Here is an 18107-nt window from a genome sequence, read left to right on the forward strand (position 1 = left end):
GGCAGAAAAGCGCTTCGATTACACCGCAGAAGGTTTCTTTTGTTTACGGAATGCGCCGGACTGTTGCAAAAATGCGGCCCGGCCGTTCAAGCCACCGGGGGCACGTCCTCGCCGTCCAGCACGGCCCGGGCGCGCTCCCGGTCGATGTCGCCTTCCCAGGCAGCGATGGCGACCGTCGCCACGCAGTTGCCCACCAGGTTGCCCAGCGCCCGGGCGATGCCCATGAACCAGTCCACCGAGAGCACCAGCACCAGGCCGATGGCGGGAATGGCCGGGATCGCGTGCAGCGTGGCCGCCAGCACCACGATGGCCGAGCCCGGCACGCCGTGCGCGCCCTTGGAGGTGACGAGCGAGATCGCGAGGATGGTCAGCAGGTCGGTCATGCTGATGGGCGTGTTGGTGGCCTGGGCGATGAACACGGCCGCGAGCGTGATGTAGATGGAGAACGCGTCCAGGTTGAACGAGTAGCCGGTGGGAATGACCAGCCCCACGGTCGAGTCGCGCACGCCCATGTGCTTGAGCTTGGCCATGATCTGCGGCAGCACGCTGTCCGACGAGGTGGTGGCGAACACAACGGCCAGTTCCTCGCGCAGGTAGCGCAGCAGCTTGAACAGGCTGAAACCCGAGAAGCGCATGATGAGCCCGAGCACGACCACCACGAACAGCGCGACGGCCAGGTAGAACAGCCCCACCAGCATGCCGAGCTGCTTGAGCGAGCCGACACCGTACTTGCCCACGGTGAAGGCGATGGCGCCCAGCACGCCCAGGGGCGCGAGCTGGATGATGAGGCCCATGGCGCGGAACAGCACCACCGAGAAATCCTCGATGAGCCCGGCCACGCGGGCGCCGCGCTCGCCGACCAGCGCCAGGGCGCAGCCGAAGACGATCGAGAACAGCAGCACCTGCAGCACGTCGCCGGTGGAGAAGGCGCTCACCGCGGTGGTGGGGATGAGCTTGAGCAGGAAGTCGCTGAAGCCGCCGCCCGAGAGCTTGTTCGCCGTGTCCGTATAGGCACTGAGCGCCGAGGCGTCCAGCGCGCGCGGGTCCACGTTCATGCCCACGCCGGGCTCGAACACGAAGGCCAGCACCAGGCCCAGGGCCAGCGCGACGGTGGTGACCACCTCGAAGTAGATCAGCGACTTGATGCCCACCCGGCCCACGCGCTTGAGGTCCCCCGTGCCGGCGATGCCGTGCACCACCACGCAGAACACCACCAGCGGGATCAGCATCTTGATGAGCTTGATGAACCCGTCGCCCAGGGGCTTGAGCTGCACGGCCCAATGTGGCCACAGGAGGCCCGCGGCGATGCCGGCCACGAGGGCCAGCACGACGCGGCCGAACAGGGTGCGGAAGAGAAAGTGCATCGAGGATTTCCTGGAGAGGCGCACGCGTCAACTTGTGCGCTGAACTTGCATACAAAAAATGTAGACAGGAAATGGCTGGGCACGCTGGGGGTAATCCCTCGGGTGTGGCCTGAGAGCACCATAAAAAGGGGTGCCGCTCCATGCAGCGGCCGCGGAGGGCTTCAGGGGCGTCCGCCCTGGTTCCTGACTGAAGTCGCGGCCTGGCTGCGGTCACCCACAGCGTTCACGCCATGCCAGAAAGCTGCCTGTCTGCAAGCCGTACACCAGCATCTGCAGATACGCTTCGCGTCTCGGCTCGGCGGCCTGCGCATCGCGTGGCCAACTGTCCATCAGTGCCTGCAGCCGGGGCAGGTCGAGCACGCGGCGGGCCAACCCGGAGTCGTGCAGCGCGTCCAGCTGCCGCTGCAGGGCGTCGCGCTGTGAGTTCAGGTGCGCGAACCAGTCGCCGTGCTGCACTCCCATCTGCCGGTTGGCGTGGATTTCCGGTGGCGCGCCGCGAGCTGCCAGCAGGCGTCGCGGAAGAGAGCGGCTGACACCGTCGCGCAGGAACTGGTCGAGCGGCAGGCTGCCGAAGAATTCGATGACCCGCCGATCGGCGAGCGGCATGCGGAAATCCACACCCGAGATGGCCCGCAGCGTCCCCCATCCATCCATCGCGGCGGCATCACCCATCAACCATTCGCGCAGCGTGCGTATCGAATGCTGACCCCCGCCCAGGCGGAGTCGGTAGCGGCTCTGGTTCGGGTTCCGGTGCATGCCGAGTTCGCGCGCCAATTGCGGATGCAGCGCCGCATACTGCGTCCAGAACGCGGTCGGCAGGCGGTGCCAGTAACGCAGCATCGCCACTGGCGCGAACGGGCGCAGCACGTAGCGCTGAGCGGCTTTGCGCACGGTCAGCCCCTCAGCACGGGCCAGCGCGCGCGTCTGTTTCGCCAGCGTGCGCCACTGGCGATCGCGCAGCAACTGCGGAAGCCGGGCCAGGCCGCTGAAACTGTAGAAGGAGTTGCCCATCTCCCCCCCAAGCAGAACCTTTCCACCGCGCGCGTGCAGGAACCTGTCGAGGGGGAAGAACCAGGCGATGTTCAAGGGCGCGCGGATCGGCTGGCCGTGTGCCTGCCACCAGCGCTCGATGTCGTATTCACCCCAGTCCCCGGCATCGTCTCCGACCATATGCCAGTCGATCCCGGGATGGCTGGCAGCCAGCAGGCGGGCACGCGGCGATTCGTCGTAATAATGGGTACTGTTCGTGACGGCGGTCGCTCCCTGCGGAACCCGGGTGAGCGCGAGCAGCCGCGCAGGCGCCAGGTGCCGTGCCGCCGACAGCGCCACCGAGCCGCTGTCGAGTCCGCCGGTAAGACAGGCCGCCACCGGCCCCTGTGCGCGCAATGCATCGGCCACGGCGCGGTCCAGCACCTCGGCCGCCGCAGCCTCGACCTCGGCATCGCTACCCAACTGCAGCGAGCCTGCCTCGGGCAAGGACCACCAGCGTTCGCCATGGGTTGCTTCCGGGGTCATTTCCACGAAGTGTCCCGGAAGTACCCGATCGATGGCGCGGTAGATGGTACGCCGCGGCCGGCAGCGGTCCATCACCAGCTGATCTGCCAGCGCCTGCTCGTCCAGTTCCGTGGGAATCCCGGGCAGTTCCAGCAAGGCCCGCAAACGGGTGGAAAACGCGATCAGCCGGGGGCCGCGATGGACGAACAACGCACGCTGTCCCACCGGGTCGCGGGCCAACAGCAGGCGCCGTTGCTGTGGGCGGTACAGTGCCAGGGCAAAGGAGCCATGGCAGCGCGGCAGCGCAGCAGCTCCCCAGCGCTCCAGTGCCGCGAGCAACAGGTGACCGTCCGGCAAGGAGGGCGCGGCCGGCAGGCCCACCGCGCGCACGAGATCGCCGCGCGCCGCCAGCAATACGTCTGCGGCCAAGACCGCCCCGGAAGAACCGACGCATGGCATCGCTTCGACCGCATCCTCGGCGGTGAAGCAATGCTGTCGATGCACGACAGCAATGTCCCCGCCGTGCCAGATGTGCGGGGAGCCTATATCGCGAGCATCCAGCGCCCTTCCCAGCCGCTCGACCAGGTCCGGGCCCACGGGGCGGCCATCCAGGTGCCAGATGCCGGCGAAATCGCTCACTGGATGTTTCGATCAGCGCAGCCTGCGCAGGGGCAAGCCGCTCAGGATCCGGTTCCCGTACCCGTTCCGTCGTTGCCGGAGAAGGTCTGGTTTGCGGTGTCATCGATCGAGAGAAAGGAAACCACCGGGGCAGTCCAGGCCTTGCGGCCCGTCTGCACGGGCAATTCGCCGGAATCGGAGGATGTCTCGTTGTCCATTACGGTGTCCTTTGCTCGGAGAGTCATTGCTGCGCCAACTGCGACGCACCTCTCGTATCATAGACTGCATCCCCCCGCGTCACGATGGCTCCCTGCTGCTGCCGACCCGATGCCGAACCCATCGCCCCGCTCTCTTGCTGCCCGGCTTTGCACACGCGCCGGCGAGCGCGTAAGCGCGCGGGCATGGCGGGCATGAGTCGGCCGCGCTTGCGCTGGCGCCGATTGCTGGACAGTATCGGCCTGCGCCTGTTGTACCGGGCCATGCGTGATCGCGAGGGTCGCCGCTACGCCTGGCTTCGGCTCACCTCGCCGACTCCTTTGTTCCAGGACTACGGCACCACTTCGTCCGACCGTTACCCGCACTTGTTCGCATTCGTCCAACAGGCAATGGCCGGAACCGCGGCGCCGCGGCTGTTGTCGTTCGGTTGCTCGACCGGAGAGGAAGTGGCGAGCCTGCGCGATTACTTTCCGGATGCCACGATCACCGGGCTGGATATCCATTCCGGGCATATCGCGGTATGCCGCCAGCGTCTTCAGCAGCGGCCGGATCCCGGCATGCGGTTCCTCGTGGCCGGCAGCACGGCGGGGGAAGCCGAGGCTGCCTACGACGCGATCTTCTGTCTGGCCGTGCTGCGCCGCGGCGACCTCGCCATGCACCGCGGCACGCGCTGCGATCACCTGATCCGATTCGAGGATTTCGACGCGCAACTGCAGGATTTCGCCCGTTGTCTGCGTCCCGGCGGCCTGCTGGTGCTGCGCCACGCCAACTTCCGCATGCGCGATGCAACGGCTGCCCGCTGGTTTGACCTGGCATTGCGGGTGCCGACAGCGGCACGTGCGGACACGCCGCTGTTCGGCCGGGACAACCGCCGGCTGCCCGACCAGGCCGACGACGAGGCCGTGTTCCGGCGCCGCGCGGACCCGCGGGACACTTGACGTCTCGACGTGCCGCCACTACGGCCTCGCCGATAGAATTCCCGGTCCAACGCTCCCTGGACGATGTCCGCCTTCCCAACGAAAGATGCCGTGCATGAACGTCGAACCGGATGCCCTGATCGCCCATGTGCCCGATTGCCTTGCCGCCGAGATGGGGGAAGAACTGGTCCTCATGATCGCTGGAAGCGGGTCGTACGTTGTGCTGGACCCGGTCGGTCGCGACGTCTGGTCGCGTATTGCGCCGCCGTGCCTATTCTCGGTGCTGTGCGATGGATTGGTCGAAGCCTATGCGGGTGACAGGGCGGTGATCGAGGCCGACGTGGCCGGCCTGCTCGGCAAGCTGCAGGAGGCTGGTGCGGTGGAGATCCGCCGATGACGGGCGCCCATGCGACGGCCTGGCCGCAGGCGGGGCGCCGCGCGTGAGCCGCTACCACTACCGGTTGTGCGGATGGCACGTGGGCAGCGCCATCGCGTTGCCGGAGCTTCCCGCATGGCCGGATGCGGATGCGCCGGAGGACGTGGCCATCGAGGAGGGCGAGGTTCCCGGCCGGCTCGATGCCGGCGCACCGGGAACGCCCTGGCTGGAGGTGGCCGGGAGCGGCGCGGTCCTCATGCAGATTCCTGACCTGGTTCGGATTCTCGTCCAGGACGGCCGAACCATCCGCGTGCAGCGGCTGCGTCCCGAGGACGCCGGCTGGCGCTTGTTCCTCCTCGGTTCGGCGCTGACCTACCTGTGTCTGCAGCGCGGCCTGTTCCCGCTGCATGCAGCGTGCCTGCGCGTCGGCGCACGCACGCTGGCCATTGCCGGCCACAGCGGTGCCGGCAAATCCACGCTGGCGGCCACGCTGTCGCGGCGCGGGCACGGTCTGCTCGGTGACGACCTCACTGTGCTGAATGTTTCTGGCGCCGGGGACCGCATCGAGGTGCTGCCGGCATTTCCCCGTCTCAAGCTTTGGCGCGAAGCCATGGACGCGCTGCGGATTCCCGGTGAGGGAGTGCCGCAGGTGCGCGACGGGATGGACAAGTACGACCTGCGCCCGCAGTCGGGTTTCGACCCCCTGGCAGCGCCCCTGGATGCCGTGCTGATGCTGCGCGAAGGGCCCGGCCCGCAATTGCAGCGGCTTTCGCCCGCTGCCGCGGTGCCGTCCCTGCACGGCCATCTGTCGAGACCACGGGTGGCGGCGCGCATGGGCCTGCGCGCCCCTCTGTTCGCCCAGGCCGCCTCGATCGGCCGCGTGGTACCCGTCTGGACGCTGTGGCGCCCGCGCTCTTTCGATGCGCTGGATGCCACGGCCGACCTGATCGAAGCGCACTTCGGGACATGACGCGCTCCGGCATTTTCTGGATTGCCTCGTACCCCAAGTCCGGCAACACCTGGGTACGCTGCCTGATCGCCAGCCTGCAGGCCGGCGGCGAGCCGGTCCGACTGAACAGGCTGGGCGATACGGTGCCCAACGCCGCGGCGCGCGCGTGGCTGGAGGCCTGCATCGACGTCGGAAGCGAAGACATGCTGGCCTCCGAACTGGGGGCGTTGCGGGCCCAGGCGCATCGCGAGCAGGGCGCCCGGCATGTGCGCGTGCTCAAGGTCCATGACCGCTACATGCCCGCGCTGTTTCCGACGGAGGCGACCCTGGGAACGGTCTACATCGTGCGCGACCCGCGCGACGTGGCGCTGTCCTGGGCGGACCATATGGGCGTGGACGTGGATACGGCCATCGACCGGATGGCCGATGGCGAGCTGACCATGGGTCGCAGCGTCACATCCTTCCAATCGCAGGCGCCCCAGTGCTTCGGTTCGTGGTCGGGGCACGTGCTCTCCTGGCTGGATGAGGCGCCGGGCCCGCGGTTGCTGCTGCGGTATGAAGCGCTCCTGACGGATCCCCTGGGCGAAGCCGGCCGGCTCGCGCAGTTCCTGGGACTGCCGGCGGACAGGGACAGCGTGGCGCGCAGCGTGCAGGCCAGTGATTTCGAGACGCTGAGCGGCATCGAGGAACGCGAAGGCTTCATCGAGCGCGTGCAGGAGCAGCGGCGTTTCTTCCGGCAAGGCCGGGTGGGGACGTGGCGCACCGCACTGCAGCCGCGGCAGGCCGAGCGCCTGGCCGCTCAGCACGAGGCGGTGATGCAGCGGCTGGGCTACGGACCCGGTGTTGCCTCCGGACACTGATATGGCCGATCCGTACATCCTCCGGTGGCACACATGCCAGGTCCGCTGAGCGACTCCGTGGACTGCGCCCGGGCGTCATGGTCTCCTGCGTTCGCCTGCCTGCTGCGCCTTTGGCGGCAGGAGGCCGGCGCATGCGCCGGCTGCGACCAGGTGGATGCGGGCGCTTTCGCAGAGGCGCTGGCCCGGCACCGCCTGGCGCTCGCATTGCCCCCTGCCGACACGATCGACGCCGGTTTGCCCGAGCCGCTGCGCGCGGTGCTGCGCGCACGGCAGCGCAGCGTGACCTTGCGCACGCTGCAGCAGACGGCATCGCTGCGTGAGATCGTCGACGCGTTGCGCGGGGCCGGTATACGGCACTGCATTCTGAAAGGTCAGGGCTATGCGGCGCTGTTCGGCGCGCCGCATCGCCGCGAGGCCAGCGACATCGACCTGTTGATCGAACCGGTGGATTCCCCCCGTGCATTGCAGGTGCTCCAGCGCCTGGGCCATGTGATCGATCCCGCCGCGGCGCGCGATCTGCAGCGCTACAGCATCGTCAACCATGCACTTCCGCTGCGGCACTCCCGCACGGGTGTGGTGCTGGAACTGCACCTGCGCCTGGCCAACCGGCTCCGGCAGTTCCCTCTGCAGGGGGCGGCGCTGTGGGAGCGGCATATCACCACCGTGACGCTGGGCAACACCGAAGTCGCTACGCTGGCTCCGGCTGCCGCGGTGGCGTACGCCGCTTTCCACGGCACCAAACACAACTGGCACCGTGCCTTCTGGCTGGTGGACATGGCTCAGGCGATGCGCAGCACCACCCTGGACTGGACTGCCACGTCGGTACTGGCCCGTGAACTGGGCATCGAACGGCAACTGGTTATGTCCGTATTGCTCGTCGAAGCCACGCTAGGCGTTCCGGTGCCGCCCGAGCTGCACTACCAGGCCGCGCTCATGCGCGCGGGACGCCCTCTCGCCGAGGCGCTGCTGCCACACCTCGACTCGCTCGGGTCGGACCGCGGCGCCGACCTGGCCGCGCGCATGGGAATGGTCCGCTACGGGTTGCGCCTGTGGTCCCTGCAGTCGAGCTGGCGCGGCCGCCTGCAGTTGATTCCCTTCCTGATGGCGCCCACCGATGATGACCGCGCGGCTCTGGAGCTGCCGCGTTATCTGGGCTGGGCCTACCCGGTCGTGCGCGTGCTGCGTCTGGTGCGAGGGCATCTGGCCAGGCGCCGACGCAGGTGATGCCTCCGGTGAGGAGCGGGGGGCCGTGTCCAGGTTCTGCCGGTGGCGTTGTACGCGTTCCCCATATCCGCTTTAATGCGGTTCACTTCCACGGTGGTCGCACGGCCGCCGGATATTCCGATCGGGTCTTCCGCATGTCTGATATGCAGCCACTTCGGCGCTTGTTCGCGTGGCTGCGCTTGCCGCGGTTCGAGCGCAGCCTGTTCCTGCCGGCCTGGCTGCTGCTGGGCCTGGCGCGTGCTGCGGTGCTTTGCCTGGGCTTTCGGCGCCTGTCGCCGTGGCTGGGTGAGGGCGTCGCGGAGCTGCCGCCGCTGCAGCCGGCCGGCGAACGCGCGCGGTGCCGTGCACTGCGGATCGGCCGTACGCTGAAGCTGGCCTCACGGTATACCCCGTGGCAGTCTAACTGCCTGGCCCAGGCGCTGGCGGCGCGCTGTCTTCTGGGAATGTTCGGGATCACCCACGTGGTGTGCTTCGGTGTGGCGCGCTCGGAAACGTCGCATCTGCAGGCCCATGCGTGGGTCATCGCCGAAGGCGTGTACGTGACCGGGGGCGCCGGTGCCGGGCGCTTCGCTCGCACAGGGTGCTTCGTGGTGCGCGCCGGGGCCGCGTGATGGCGGCCTGGAAGGCACTGGCCCGGCTCCTGGCCTGGGCGCCGCCGCGCCCGCGCTTGGCGCTGTTCCTGCTGATGCTGGCGACAGGCGCCACCGAGGGCATCGGCGTGCTGCTGCTGGTGCCCCTGCTGGGGGTGTTGCAGGGCGATTCGGTGGAGGGATTGGGCATTGCCGTGCGGGGCGTCGTCCACGCCACGGCATCTCTGGGCCTGCCCGCGGGAACGCCGCTGTCGCTGCTGGCACTGTTCTGTGCGCTGGTCCTGCTGCGCAACGCGATCCAGTATGCGCGGGAATGCACCGCTGCGCGGCTGCAGCAGCAGGTGGCGGACCGGCTGCGCGAGGCCAGCTTCGCGGCACTGCTCGGCGCGCAGTGGCGCTGGGTGGTTGCGCAGCGCACGGCAGAGCAAGCGAACCTCATGCTCAGCGATGTGGCGCGCATCGGCATCGGCCTGGGCCACGGCATGGGCATGCTGGCGTCGCTCGCCACCGCCGCGGTGTACCTGCTGGCCGCCTTCGCGCTGCACTGGAAGCTGGCGCTTGCCTCCGGCCTGGGCGGCGCGCTGCTGCTGGCCCTGCTGGCCGGGCACCGGCGCGGAGTGCTGGCCCTGGGGCGGCAGCTCACCGTGGCCAGCCAGCGCCTGCATGCCAGCCTGCACGACAGCCTGGCCGGGCTGCGGCTGGCCAAGATCCTGGGGGCGGAGGCACGCTACCAGGCCTGGATCGCCGGCGACGCGGGCAGGCTGCGCGACCAGCAACTGCGTTTCGCCACGGGGTTGAGCCTGTCGAAGGCGTTGCTGCACAGCGCCGGAGCGCTGCTGCTCGCGGCCTATGTGTACCTGGGGCTGCGGGTGTGGACGGTGCCGGTCCCCGAGCTGCTAACGCTGGTGCTGGTGTTCGCACGACTCCTGCCGTTGCTGGCGATGGGTCACCAGCAACAGCAGATGTGGCTGCACGCGGCGCCCGCCTTCGCCGGGGTGGAGCGCCAACTGGCCGAGGCCCGCGCCTGGGCCGAGCCGGAAGAGGGTGCCCAGGAGGCGGTGCCCGCCGCACGGACAGCGATCGCCCTGCGCGGCGTCGGAGTGCGCTACGAAGGCCGTGAGGTCCGGGCGCTGGACGATGTCTCGCTGGCGTTTCCTGTGCGGACGACCACTGCCATCGTCGGCGCCTCCGGCGCCGGCAAGAGCACCCTGGCGGACGTGTTGTGCGGATTGCTGGGCCCGGACGAGGGAGCGCTGGAAATCGATGGCGTGCCGCTGGACGACCGTGCACGCCGGGCCTGGCGGCGTGCTGTCGCCTATGTGTCGCAGGATACCTTCCTGTTCAATGGCAGCGTGCGCAGCAACCTGCTGCTGGCCGCGCCCGACGCCGATGACGAGGCATTGCGACGCGCCCTGGAACAGGCCTGCGCGCAGTTCGTGCATGCCCTGCCGCAGGGGTGGGACACGGCGGTGGGGGAGCGCGGCGTGCAGCTGTCCGGCGGCGAGCGGCAGCGCATCGCGCTGGCACGCGCGCTGCTGCAGCGCCCGGCGCTGCTGATCCTCGACGAGGCCACCAGCGCGCTGGACCACGACAACGAAGCGCGCGTGCGCGAGGCCATCGAGCGGCTGCACGGCGATGTGACCGTGGTCGTCATCGGCCACCGGCTCGCCCTGCTGGAGCGGGTGGACCGTGTCGTGCTGCTGGAGCGGGGACGGGTCCGCGTGCAAGGGCGGTGGGATGACGTGGCCCCGCACTGGACGGGTGCGCGGTGAGCATGCCGGACAAGATGCGCGCATGGGGCCGGCTGCTTCCGGCGCATTGGCGTGCAGGTGCGGGCGCGCTGTCGGCACAGTGGTTGTCCGTTGTCTTCGTCGCGGCCGTGTCCCTGGCACTGTCGGTATGGCTGGCCCGGTGCATGGAGCCGTCGGGGTTCGGCCGCTATGCCTATCTGCTGAACCTGGCGACGCTGCTGGCGCTGGTGCAGGATGCCGGCCTGCGCACCCTCGTGATGCGCGAACGCGTGGCCCCGAGTCCTTCGCTCGCCCGTTTCTCTGCCGTGCTGCCCGGAATGGCGAGGGGCCACCTGCTGCTGGCCACCGCCGCAATGGCATGCGGCAGCCTCCTGCTGTCTGTGGCCGGCGCCGATCCTGCCCTCGCGTGGGCCGTGCTGTGCTTCGCTGCAGTCACGCTGGCGCAACTGGTTGCAGTGCAACTCAAGGCCGCAGGCCAATGGTTCCGCGAAGCGCTCTGGCAGGCGGCTGGGCGCGTGCTCAGCGCGCTGGCGATCGCCGCCGCCGTCTGGCTGCTGGGGGCCAGCCCGTCCGTGGTGTTCGGTGCCTGGGCAGGTGCCCTCCTGCTGGCCTACGCGCTTTCGCGCGGGGATTGGCACGATCGGCCATGCTGGCCCCGCTGGCCCGTGTATCGCGCCGCTGCCGGTTTCCTGTGGATCGACCTGGCCACATCCCTGTACCGCCGCAGCGACATCGTGCTGCTGCACTGGTGGGTGTCTCCCGAAGACGTGGGGCAGTATGCGGTGGCCGCCCGGCTTTTCGATGGGATCCTGCTGCTTGCCTCTCCCCTGGCGCTGTTCTTTTTCCGGCGTCTGCGACTCGCCCGCCCGGATGCCGCTGCTGCGAGGCGGCTCTATGCCAGGACGTTGCTGGCGGCAGTCGCGTTGGGCGCGGGCCTTGCCGCGACAGGCATGCTGCTGGGGCCGTGGCTGGTCGGCCTGCTGTACGGGGATGCATACCGTGCAGAGGGTGGTTCGCTGGTGGGATGGTTGTTCCTGGCCTTCGTGATCGTGCTGCCCAACTATGTCCTGACCCAGGCCGCCATCGCCATGGACCGTGAGCGCTGCTATGCAGTGGGGGCCACGCTGGCAGCGGTCACCAACCTGGTGCTCAATTTCCTCATCGTTCCGGACCATGGCGTGCGGGGCGCGGCCGCTGTGGTGATCGCGACCGAAGCGGTGCTGGGCGGAGTGCTGTACTTCGGCTTGCGCAGGGCCTGGCGCCCCGCAGTTTCCTGACGCCTCTGCACGCCTATGGTACAACCTGTGACATCCGCCGACGCCGCGTGGGCTGTTCCGCGTGCCTCGCAGGCTGGCGACATGCCGATGCCATCCCTGGCGTCACGAGACTCCGCCACTGACCCGATACCAGCGATGAACGAAGTGCATGAGCGAAGCGGCGATGTATCGCTGGGTGACCTGCTGCTGGAGCTGCTGCGCTTCTACCGCGACTTCGGCATGCTGCTGGTTCCGCTCGCGCTGCTGGCTGCGCTGGTGGCCGGTGGGCTGGCCCTGCGGTATCCGCTCTACGGTGCCACCGCGTTGCTGGAGACCCCGCAGATGTCGCTCGACCAGTGGCGCAGGCTGCAGCCCATGCTGTCGGACCGCCAACTGGTGGCGGCCTCGCTGGCCGATGCTTCCCTGCCCGACGGCGCGGCTCCCAGGCTGCAAAGGCTGTTCCAGCAGCCGCGCTACTGGAGCACCCGGGTGGGCTACCGCAGCACGGTGGGTCGGGACGACATCCGGGAGCAGATCAACATCGATCCCAAGAAAATCGGGGCGCTGGGGCTGGAGGTATCGCTCAATGTGCCCGACGAAGCTGCTGCGGCACAGCAGTTCGCAGTGATCGCATCGCACATCCGCCAGGTCATGCTCTGGGGCGACCTGCGCGAATACCTGGACCGGTTGCGGCAGGAAGTGCTGGAGCAGCGCTCGCAGCTGCAGATCGAGCAGATCCGGCGGCAGTTCGCCATCGAGCAGGGCCAGAAGCAGGTGGAGGACATGAATCGGCTGCTGCTGCAGTATCCGGAGCTGCGCCGCAGTGAAGTGAACACGGTGGTGTCGGTGGGCGACGGCGGTGGGCGGTACCTGTCGCCGCTGTCCCAGATCGTGGCGCTGGAATCCTCCATGTCCGATACCCGGTCGCAACTGCGCAAGGGTGTGCGCGAACTGGAGCAACTGGAGTGGAAGCAGCGCTTCCTGGATCGTGTCGATGCGCGCCTGGATGGGCAGTCCTCGGGCAAGGAACTGGCCCGCTGGATGGAGCAGTGCCTGGCCGGCCTGTTCCCTGCCGATACCGCGGAGAACACGGCGCAGCGGCAGGCCGGCAGCGAGATCCGGATGAACCTGGAGCAGTCGCTTTCCAGGGCCGCTCAGCTGCGCTACAAGGCTTCGCCGGCGCTGCCGGTTTCACCGCTGCCATCGCGGCGCCCTTCCTTCGTCGCTGCGGCGGTGTTCGCCGGCACGCTCCTCGCCCTGTCCCTGGCATTGGCGAGCTATGTGGCGCTGCGCCGCACGGGCGCGAGGCCGGGTGACTGGTCAGCCCGGCGGGATCCGCTCTTCGGCTGGCTGCCGGAGCGTCTGCGGCGCAGGCTGCCGGCAGGCGCTTCAGAGGGGGAGCGCGCGTGAGGCGGGTGCTGGTGACCGGCGCGGCCGGAATGATCGGTCGGCGGCTGGTGGCCGCGCTGCAGCAGCGCGGTGACATCGTCGCGGGCCTGGACGATCTGTCGAGTGGCATGGCCATGCCTCCGGGGCTGGAGGCCGCAGCGGTGGCGGATGTGCGCGACACCGCCGCGGTCACGTCGATGCTGCGCGACCTCCGGGCCGATGCGCTGGTGCACCTGGCCGCCGTACACCACATTCCTACTTGCGAGACCCGGCGCATGCACTGCCTGCAGGTGAACGTGGTGGGAACCGAAAGCGTGCTGCATGCGGCGGGCGAGGTGGATGTGCGGCAGGTGGTGATCGCTTCCAGCGGCGCGGTGTACGCCTGGGGTTGCGAAGCGCTGGCGGAAGACCGCAGTCCCACGGAGGCGCGTGACAACTATGCGCTGTCCAAGCTGTGCAACGAGGGCCAGCTGCGCCTGTGGTGCGGCCTGGGCGCCGGGCGCCGCGGCCGCGTCGCGCGCCTGTTCAACTGCATTGCGCACGATGATCCGAACGCGCACCTGATTCCCGACGTTCTTGCGCAGATCAACGCCGACCCGTCGGCGGAGCCGCTGCTGCGGCTGGGCAACCTGGAGCCGCGCCGGGACTACATGCATGCCGACGAAGCCGCGCAGGGGCTGGCAGCATTGCTCGATGACTCTCGCGGCGAGGTGGCATTCGACGTGTTCAATCTGTGCTCGGGCGTGGAGCATTCGGTGGGCGAACTGGTGTCGGAGATCGGCGCGCTGCTGGGACGAATGCCCCGCGTGGAGGTGGACCCGCGGCGCAAGCGGCCCCATGATCGGGCCCACCAACTCGGTGATCCAGCGAAGGCGGCTGCGCTGTTGGGCTGGAAGACCCGCTGCACCCTGCGCGAGGCGCTGCAGCGGACGCTGGCGCCTGGTCGCGACGGAGCCCGCTGGCCAAGCATGTGATTATTCTGGACGCACTGCCTGTTTCGCCAAGGACGGTTTCCTGGAGCCGTAGCGGTGCGCGGAACTGCGCTCCCTGTCGTCTCCATGGCGAAACGGGCGAAATGCGGCCCTGCCCGAACCAAGGAGTCCTGCTTTGTCCCTGAGGCCCCTCGAACGCTTCAAGCTTGCCTATCGACGTCTTCGGGTGGGGGCCAACCTGCACCGCAACGACGCTCTGGGCGCGCTCTACCGGGCCTGGGCCTACGTGCATGCCACCCAGCTTGCAGGCGACTATTACGAGTTCGGCGTGTACCGCGGCAACAGCCTGGCCCATGCCTGGCTGTGCTACCGTCACCAGCGCGAGCGCATGGAGCGCAATGTCCGACTGCCGTTCCGCCGTCAGGGGACGGTGCTCGATTTTCTCTCCCGGCCGCCCCGGTTCCACGGCTTCGATACCTTCGCGGGCATGCCGGCCAACGACGAAGGCGAGGACACCCTGGCCACAGGCAGCTTTCTGGCAGCACAGTCCCAGGCCGTGGCGCGGTGTGCGGCGGTAGGCCTGCGTGCTCCGGACCTGGTGCTGGTGCCCGGACTGTTCTCTGACAATGCCGGAGCCATCGGCAGCACTCAGGCGGCGATCGTGCACCTGGACTGCGATCTGTATGTCTCGGCACGGGACGCCCTCGCGCTGATCGAAACGCGACTGGTTCAGGGTAGCGTACTGCTGTGCGACGACTACGACCTGTTCCGGGCCGACCGGCAGCGCGGCGAGCGCCGGGCGTTGCGGGAATGCGCGGAGCGCTCCGGCATCGAGTTCGAGCCGTGGTTCGCCTATGGTCCGGCATCGCGTGCCTTTCTCTGCCATGTTCCGCAATTCACGCCGCCTTCACGCCCATGAGCGCGTCCGCCCGCATGCGCGCGGGATTCCTTTCCGGCGCGGTGTCGTACATGGCAGGGCAGGGCTTCACCTTGCTGTTCCAGTGGATGCTGCTGCGCCACTTCGGAACGCAGGGTTATGCGGATGTCGGGCTGGCGCACCTCGGGCTCCTGACCGTTCTGTTTCTTGCGGACCTCGGCTACGCATCGCTGTTCCTGCGCGAGGATCCCGCCTCGGAGGGCTGGGCGCTGCGCTGGCGGCAGGCGCTGTGCCACCGGCTGGCGGCCACGCTGGTGCTGGACCTGGCCTGGGTGGCGGGTGCCTGGTGGACATCGCGCGGGCAGGGCGAGGGCTTCGCCTATCTGCTTGCGGTGCTGCCCGCCACGCTGCTGGGACTGGCTGGCTACTCGGCGCCCCTGCTGGCACAGGGGCGGCGCCTGGCCGGCTTCGGTGTCCAGCAGGTCGCGGTGCCGGCGGCGACCCTTGCATGGCTGGCATTGCGCGGTGCGCCGGGCTGGGAAGGCGGCATGGGCGCGGGCATCGCGGTGAGCCTTGGCTACCTGGTGCAGGCCACCGTGAATGTCGCCGTGTCCGGGGCGCCGCTTCGCCTGCTTCTGCCGGCGGTGGGGGGAGGGCGCATGCTCGGGTCCGCCCTGCGGCTTTCTGCGCTGGGCATCGCCGGCACGCTGCACGACCGGCTGACGCCGTTCCTGCTGGCCTCGGCGGCACCCGCTTTCGTTCCGGCCTATCTGCTGCTGGGCTACCTGCTCAATGGCGCGGGCGGGGTCTTCAACCAGTTCAACCGCTTGCTGCTGGCCGAGGCGCACACCGATACCGGCGTGCGCTGGGCCTGTGGCTTGATGTCCCTGGTGCTTGGCCTGTCGGCGCCCGCCGCGCTGCTGCTCTGGCCGGCTGCCGCGCGATGGGGCAATGCAGAGCAACGGGAGTGGCTGCCGTGGGTCATGCCGGTGCTGGTTGCGGGCGCGATCGTGCTTTTTTCCAGCGTGCTGTCGGCCCTGCTGATCGGGCGCCGCCGCGAGCAGGCGCTGCTGCGCGTGTTCGTGTGGTGCCTGGCGGCCAGCACACTGCTGCAGGTGGCCGCGGCGGCAGCGTCCGCGCCGGTGCCATTGCTGTGGGGCCGGCTGGTGGGCGTGCTGGGGATCATGGCGGCCAGCCTGTGGCTGTGCGGCCTGCGGCCCAATGCGGGAGGCTGGGCGGCGCTGCTGGCGCTTCTCCTGGCGGGGGTGCCGTGGGCCGGTTCCGGCGGAGTGGCGCCGGCCGCTTTGCTGCTGCTTCTGCCCGCGGCATGGGCCGCCTGGCGCTGCCACGGCCTGCTGCGGGCCTCGGGAAGTCGTCCTTCATGACCCGTGTCGCCACCGCCTTCCCATGGGGACTCGCGGCCCCGTGTGCCTGGAGCCTGCGATGTGCGGCGTAGTGGCATTGCGCAGCTTCGTGGCCGGCGCGGCGCTGCAGGACCGTGCGGAGCGGGCGCTCGCGGCGCTCGCGCGCCGGGGGCCGGATGCGCAGGGCCTGTGGTGCGCCGAGCAGCCCGCGCCGACCGTGCTCGGCCATCGCCGCCTGTCGATCATCGACCTGAGCAGCGCGGCGACGCAGCCCATGCGCTGTCCGGACACCGGCAACGTGGTGGTGTTCAACGGCGAAATCTACAACTTCCTGGAGCTGCGCGCGGAGCTGGAAGGGCTCGGCCACCGGTTCCGTACCGACAGCGACACGGAAGTGATCCTGCACGGCTGGCGCGCCTGGGGGGAGGGGTTCTTCCCGCGCTGCAACGGCATGTGGGCGGTGGTGCTGCTGGAGCAGGAGACGGGCGACCTGGTCTATTGCCGCGACCGCCTCGGCGTGAAGCCGCTCTATCTGCACCACGACGGTGGGCACTTGGTGCTGGGCAGCGAGATCCGTGCGATCGCCGCCGCGCTGGGCGGACACCCCGCGCCGAATCCGGGGGCGATCTTCGATTTCCTGGTGGCGGGCCTGTCCGACCATTGCGGTGAGACTTTCTACGAAGGCATCCAGGCGGTGCCTCCCGGGTGGCTCTTCCGCGTATCGCCTGCGGGACGCACCACGCGGCGTTCCTACCACCGGTGGCCCGCCCCCGGTGAGGTCCCGCCGCTCGATGCCGGGGCGGTGCGTGCCCTGCTGCAGGACGCCACGCGCCTGCGGTTGCGCTCCGATGTGCCGAGCGTGACGCTGCTGTCGGGAGGGCTCGACAGCTCCATACTGACGCATATCGGCCTGCAAGCCGGGGCTGCGCCCCGCACCTGCTTCGGGGGCGCCTTCACGTATGGCTACCGCGACGGGGCGCACGCCGGCTTCGACGAAGTCGAAGCGGCGGCCGCCTCGATGGCCGGATGGGGGCACGCGGACCGCCACCATGTGCACCGCGCGCACGCGGTGCCCGGTGTGGACGAGCTGCTGGCACTGGTGCAGGCGCAGGAGGAACCTTTCTGCACCCCATCCATCCTGGCGAGTTTCCGCATGTACCGGACCATCCGCGATGCGGGCTACAAGGTCGTTCTCAACGGGGAGGGCGCGGACGAGCTGTTCGGCGGCTATGTGCGGCTCTACTTGGCCCTGGCCGCGCGCAGCGCGCTGCACGGCCTCAGGCTTCCGACGCTGGCGCGGCTGCTGGCGGGCGGGGCGGTGGACCCGCGGCTGCTGCTCAATCGCCTGGCCTGGGATCTCCCGGCCCGGCCGCTCGGCGCGCTGCTGCGGCGGCAGCGGCCGAGCGTGGCCAGCATGTCTGCCGCCCTGTGGCACGCGCAGGCGCCACGCCTGCAGGCACTGCGGGCCGACCGGCGGGGCGATGCGCAGGCCCGCCTGCGCGCCGACGTGCTGGCCACCAACCTGCCCATGGTGCTGCGTATGACGGACCGCAACAGCATGCATGCGGGCGTGGAGGTGCGGGCGCCGTTCCTCGACTACCGCCTGGTGGAGCGTGCGCTCGCAACGCCTGCGCACCGGCGCATGGGCGACTACCATGGCAAGGCGCTGCTGCGGGAGGCCTTTTCCGCCGACCTGCCGGCGCGTATCGTCGGCCAGCGCAAAAGCACGGGTTTCGGCCACGCCGAGCAGTTCCTGGTGGACCGCATGCCCCTGCAGGACATCTTGGCGTCGCTTCCGCAGGGCCTGGGCGATTTCCTCGACCTGCCGCGGCTGCGCCGCGAGCTGGCCGGTGGCCGTGCCCACAGCACGCTGTGGTTTGCGGTGTCGGTCGCGCTCTGGTACGGGAGCGTGTATGCGTAGCCGCCAGCC

General features: G+C 69.4%; 16 protein-coding genes. 13 read left to right on the top strand and 3 right to left on the bottom strand.

What is annotated here, in order from left to right; genetic code table 11:
- Positions 1–86: 86 nt before the first annotated feature.
- The 3 genes from T336_RS0116145 to T336_RS27135 form a co-directional block, all read right to left on the bottom strand.
- Positions 87–1364, bottom strand: coding sequence for a C4-dicarboxylate transporter DctA (locus T336_RS0116145; RefSeq protein WP_026433335.1), 1278 nt, complete (start codon positions 1362–1364; stop codon positions 87–89).
- Positions 1365–1574: 210 nt separating this feature from the next.
- Positions 1575–3497, bottom strand: coding sequence for an asparagine synthetase B family protein (locus T336_RS0116150; protein WP_026433336.1), 1923 nt, complete (start codon positions 3495–3497; stop codon positions 1575–1577).
- 41 nt (positions 3498–3538) lie between these two features.
- Positions 3539–3694 (bottom strand): hypothetical protein, encoded by a 156-nt coding sequence (locus T336_RS27135; protein WP_167333654.1) that lies wholly within the window; start codon positions 3692–3694, stop codon positions 3539–3541.
- 183 nt (positions 3695–3877) lie between these two features.
- Between T336_RS27135 and T336_RS0116160 the strand changes: the two genes are divergently transcribed.
- The 13 genes from T336_RS0116160 to asnB all read left to right on the top strand — a co-directional run bounded on the left by T336_RS0116160 (position 3878) and on the right by asnB (position 18098).
- Entirely contained in the window at positions 3878–4630 is a 753-nt protein-coding gene (locus T336_RS0116160; protein ID WP_209435976.1) for a class I SAM-dependent methyltransferase, read from the top strand.
- Positions 4631–4724: 94 nt separating this feature from the next.
- Positions 4725–5006 (top strand): PqqD family protein, encoded by a 282-nt coding sequence (locus T336_RS25285; protein ID WP_035226251.1) that lies wholly within the window; start codon positions 4725–4727, stop codon positions 5004–5006.
- Complete coding sequence (locus T336_RS0116170; protein WP_244883969.1) at positions 4984–5955, top strand: hypothetical protein; 972 nt, start codon at positions 4984–4986, stop codon at positions 5953–5955. The genes T336_RS25285 and T336_RS0116170 overlap by 23 nt, the downstream gene beginning before the upstream one ends.
- Positions 5952–6794: a sulfotransferase domain-containing protein gene (locus T336_RS0116175; protein WP_026433340.1), complete on the top strand. Its 843-nt coding sequence runs from the start codon at positions 5952–5954 to the stop codon at positions 6792–6794. The genes T336_RS0116170 and T336_RS0116175 overlap by 4 nt, the downstream gene beginning before the upstream one ends.
- Before the next feature lie 57 nt (positions 6795–6851).
- Positions 6852–8018, top strand: coding sequence for a nucleotidyltransferase domain-containing protein (locus T336_RS0116180; RefSeq protein ID WP_244883970.1), 1167 nt, complete (start codon positions 6852–6854; stop codon positions 8016–8018).
- 134 nt (positions 8019–8152) lie between these two features.
- Positions 8153–8629: a lasso peptide biosynthesis B2 protein gene (locus T336_RS0116185; RefSeq protein ID WP_026433342.1), complete on the top strand. Its 477-nt coding sequence runs from the start codon at positions 8153–8155 to the stop codon at positions 8627–8629.
- Positions 8629–10380 carry an ABC transporter ATP-binding protein gene (locus tag T336_RS0116190; protein ID WP_035226255.1) on the top strand — a complete coding sequence of 584 codons (1752 nt, stop codon included), beginning with the start codon at positions 8629–8631 and terminating at the stop codon, positions 10378–10380. Before T336_RS0116185 ends, T336_RS0116190 begins: the two co-directional genes overlap by 1 nt.
- Before the next feature lie 2 nt (positions 10381–10382).
- Positions 10383–11636: a lipopolysaccharide biosynthesis protein gene (locus tag T336_RS0116195; RefSeq protein WP_026433344.1), complete on the top strand. Its 1254-nt coding sequence runs from the start codon at positions 10383–10385 to the stop codon at positions 11634–11636.
- 135 nt (positions 11637–11771) lie between these two features.
- On the top strand, positions 11772–13025 hold the full coding sequence (locus tag T336_RS25290) for a hypothetical protein (protein WP_035226258.1): 1254 nt from the start codon (positions 11772–11774) through the stop codon (positions 13023–13025).
- Positions 13022–13978: an NAD-dependent epimerase/dehydratase family protein gene (locus T336_RS0116205; RefSeq protein ID WP_026433345.1), complete on the top strand. Its 957-nt coding sequence runs from the start codon at positions 13022–13024 to the stop codon at positions 13976–13978. The genes T336_RS25290 and T336_RS0116205 overlap by 4 nt, the downstream gene beginning before the upstream one ends.
- A gap of 133 nt (positions 13979–14111) precedes the next feature.
- Positions 14112–14855, top strand: coding sequence for a TylF/MycF/NovP-related O-methyltransferase (locus tag T336_RS0116210; protein WP_026433346.1), 744 nt, complete (start codon positions 14112–14114; stop codon positions 14853–14855).
- A complete protein-coding gene (locus T336_RS0116215) occupies positions 14852–16198 on the top strand; it encodes a hypothetical protein (protein WP_026433347.1) in 1347 nt (448 codons plus the stop codon). Before T336_RS0116210 ends, T336_RS0116215 begins: the two co-directional genes overlap by 4 nt.
- Before the next feature lie 22 nt (positions 16199–16220).
- Complete coding sequence (gene asnB, locus T336_RS0116220; protein ID WP_244883971.1) at positions 16221–18098, top strand: asparagine synthase (glutamine-hydrolyzing); 1878 nt, start codon at positions 16221–16223, stop codon at positions 18096–18098.
- Positions 18099–18107 lie beyond the last annotated feature (9 nt).

The sequence above is a fragment of the Paracidovorax oryzae ATCC 19882 genome, from assembly GCF_000687165.1.
GTDB classification, from domain to species: domain Bacteria; phylum Pseudomonadota; class Gammaproteobacteria; order Burkholderiales; family Burkholderiaceae_C; genus Paracidovorax; species Paracidovorax oryzae.

What these genes read in the sequence shown, in the direction of transcription:
- T336_RS0116185 (WP_026433342.1), top strand. Translation starts at nt 8,153, where the DNA reads ATGTCTGATATGCAGCCACTTCGGCGCTTGTTCGCGTGGCTGCGCTTG.
- T336_RS0116145 (WP_026433335.1), bottom strand. Translation starts at nt 1,364, where the DNA reads ATGCACTTTCTCTTCCGCACCCTGTTCGGCCGCGTCGTGCTGGCCCTC.
- T336_RS0116175 (WP_026433340.1), top strand. Translation starts at nt 5,952, where the DNA reads ATGACGCGCTCCGGCATTTTCTGGATTGCCTCGTACCCCAAGTCCGGC.
- T336_RS0116195 (WP_026433344.1), top strand. Translation starts at nt 10,383, where the DNA reads ATGCCGGACAAGATGCGCGCATGGGGCCGGCTGCTTCCGGCGCATTGG.
- T336_RS0116160 (WP_209435976.1), top strand. Translation starts at nt 3,878, where the DNA reads ATGGCGGGCATGAGTCGGCCGCGCTTGCGCTGGCGCCGATTGCTGGAC.
- T336_RS25285 (WP_035226251.1), top strand. Translation starts at nt 4,725, where the DNA reads ATGAACGTCGAACCGGATGCCCTGATCGCCCATGTGCCCGATTGCCTT.
- T336_RS0116190 (WP_035226255.1), top strand. Translation starts at nt 8,629, where the DNA reads ATGGCGGCCTGGAAGGCACTGGCCCGGCTCCTGGCCTGGGCGCCGCCG.
- T336_RS27135 (WP_167333654.1), bottom strand. Translation starts at nt 3,694, where the DNA reads ATGGACAACGAGACATCCTCCGATTCCGGCGAATTGCCCGTGCAGACG.
- T336_RS0116215 (WP_026433347.1), top strand. Translation starts at nt 14,852, where the DNA reads ATGAGCGCGTCCGCCCGCATGCGCGCGGGATTCCTTTCCGGCGCGGTG.
- asnB (WP_244883971.1), top strand. Translation starts at nt 16,221, where the DNA reads ATGGGGACTCGCGGCCCCGTGTGCCTGGAGCCTGCGATGTGCGGCGTA.
- T336_RS25290 (WP_035226258.1), top strand. Translation starts at nt 11,772, where the DNA reads ATGAACGAAGTGCATGAGCGAAGCGGCGATGTATCGCTGGGTGACCTG.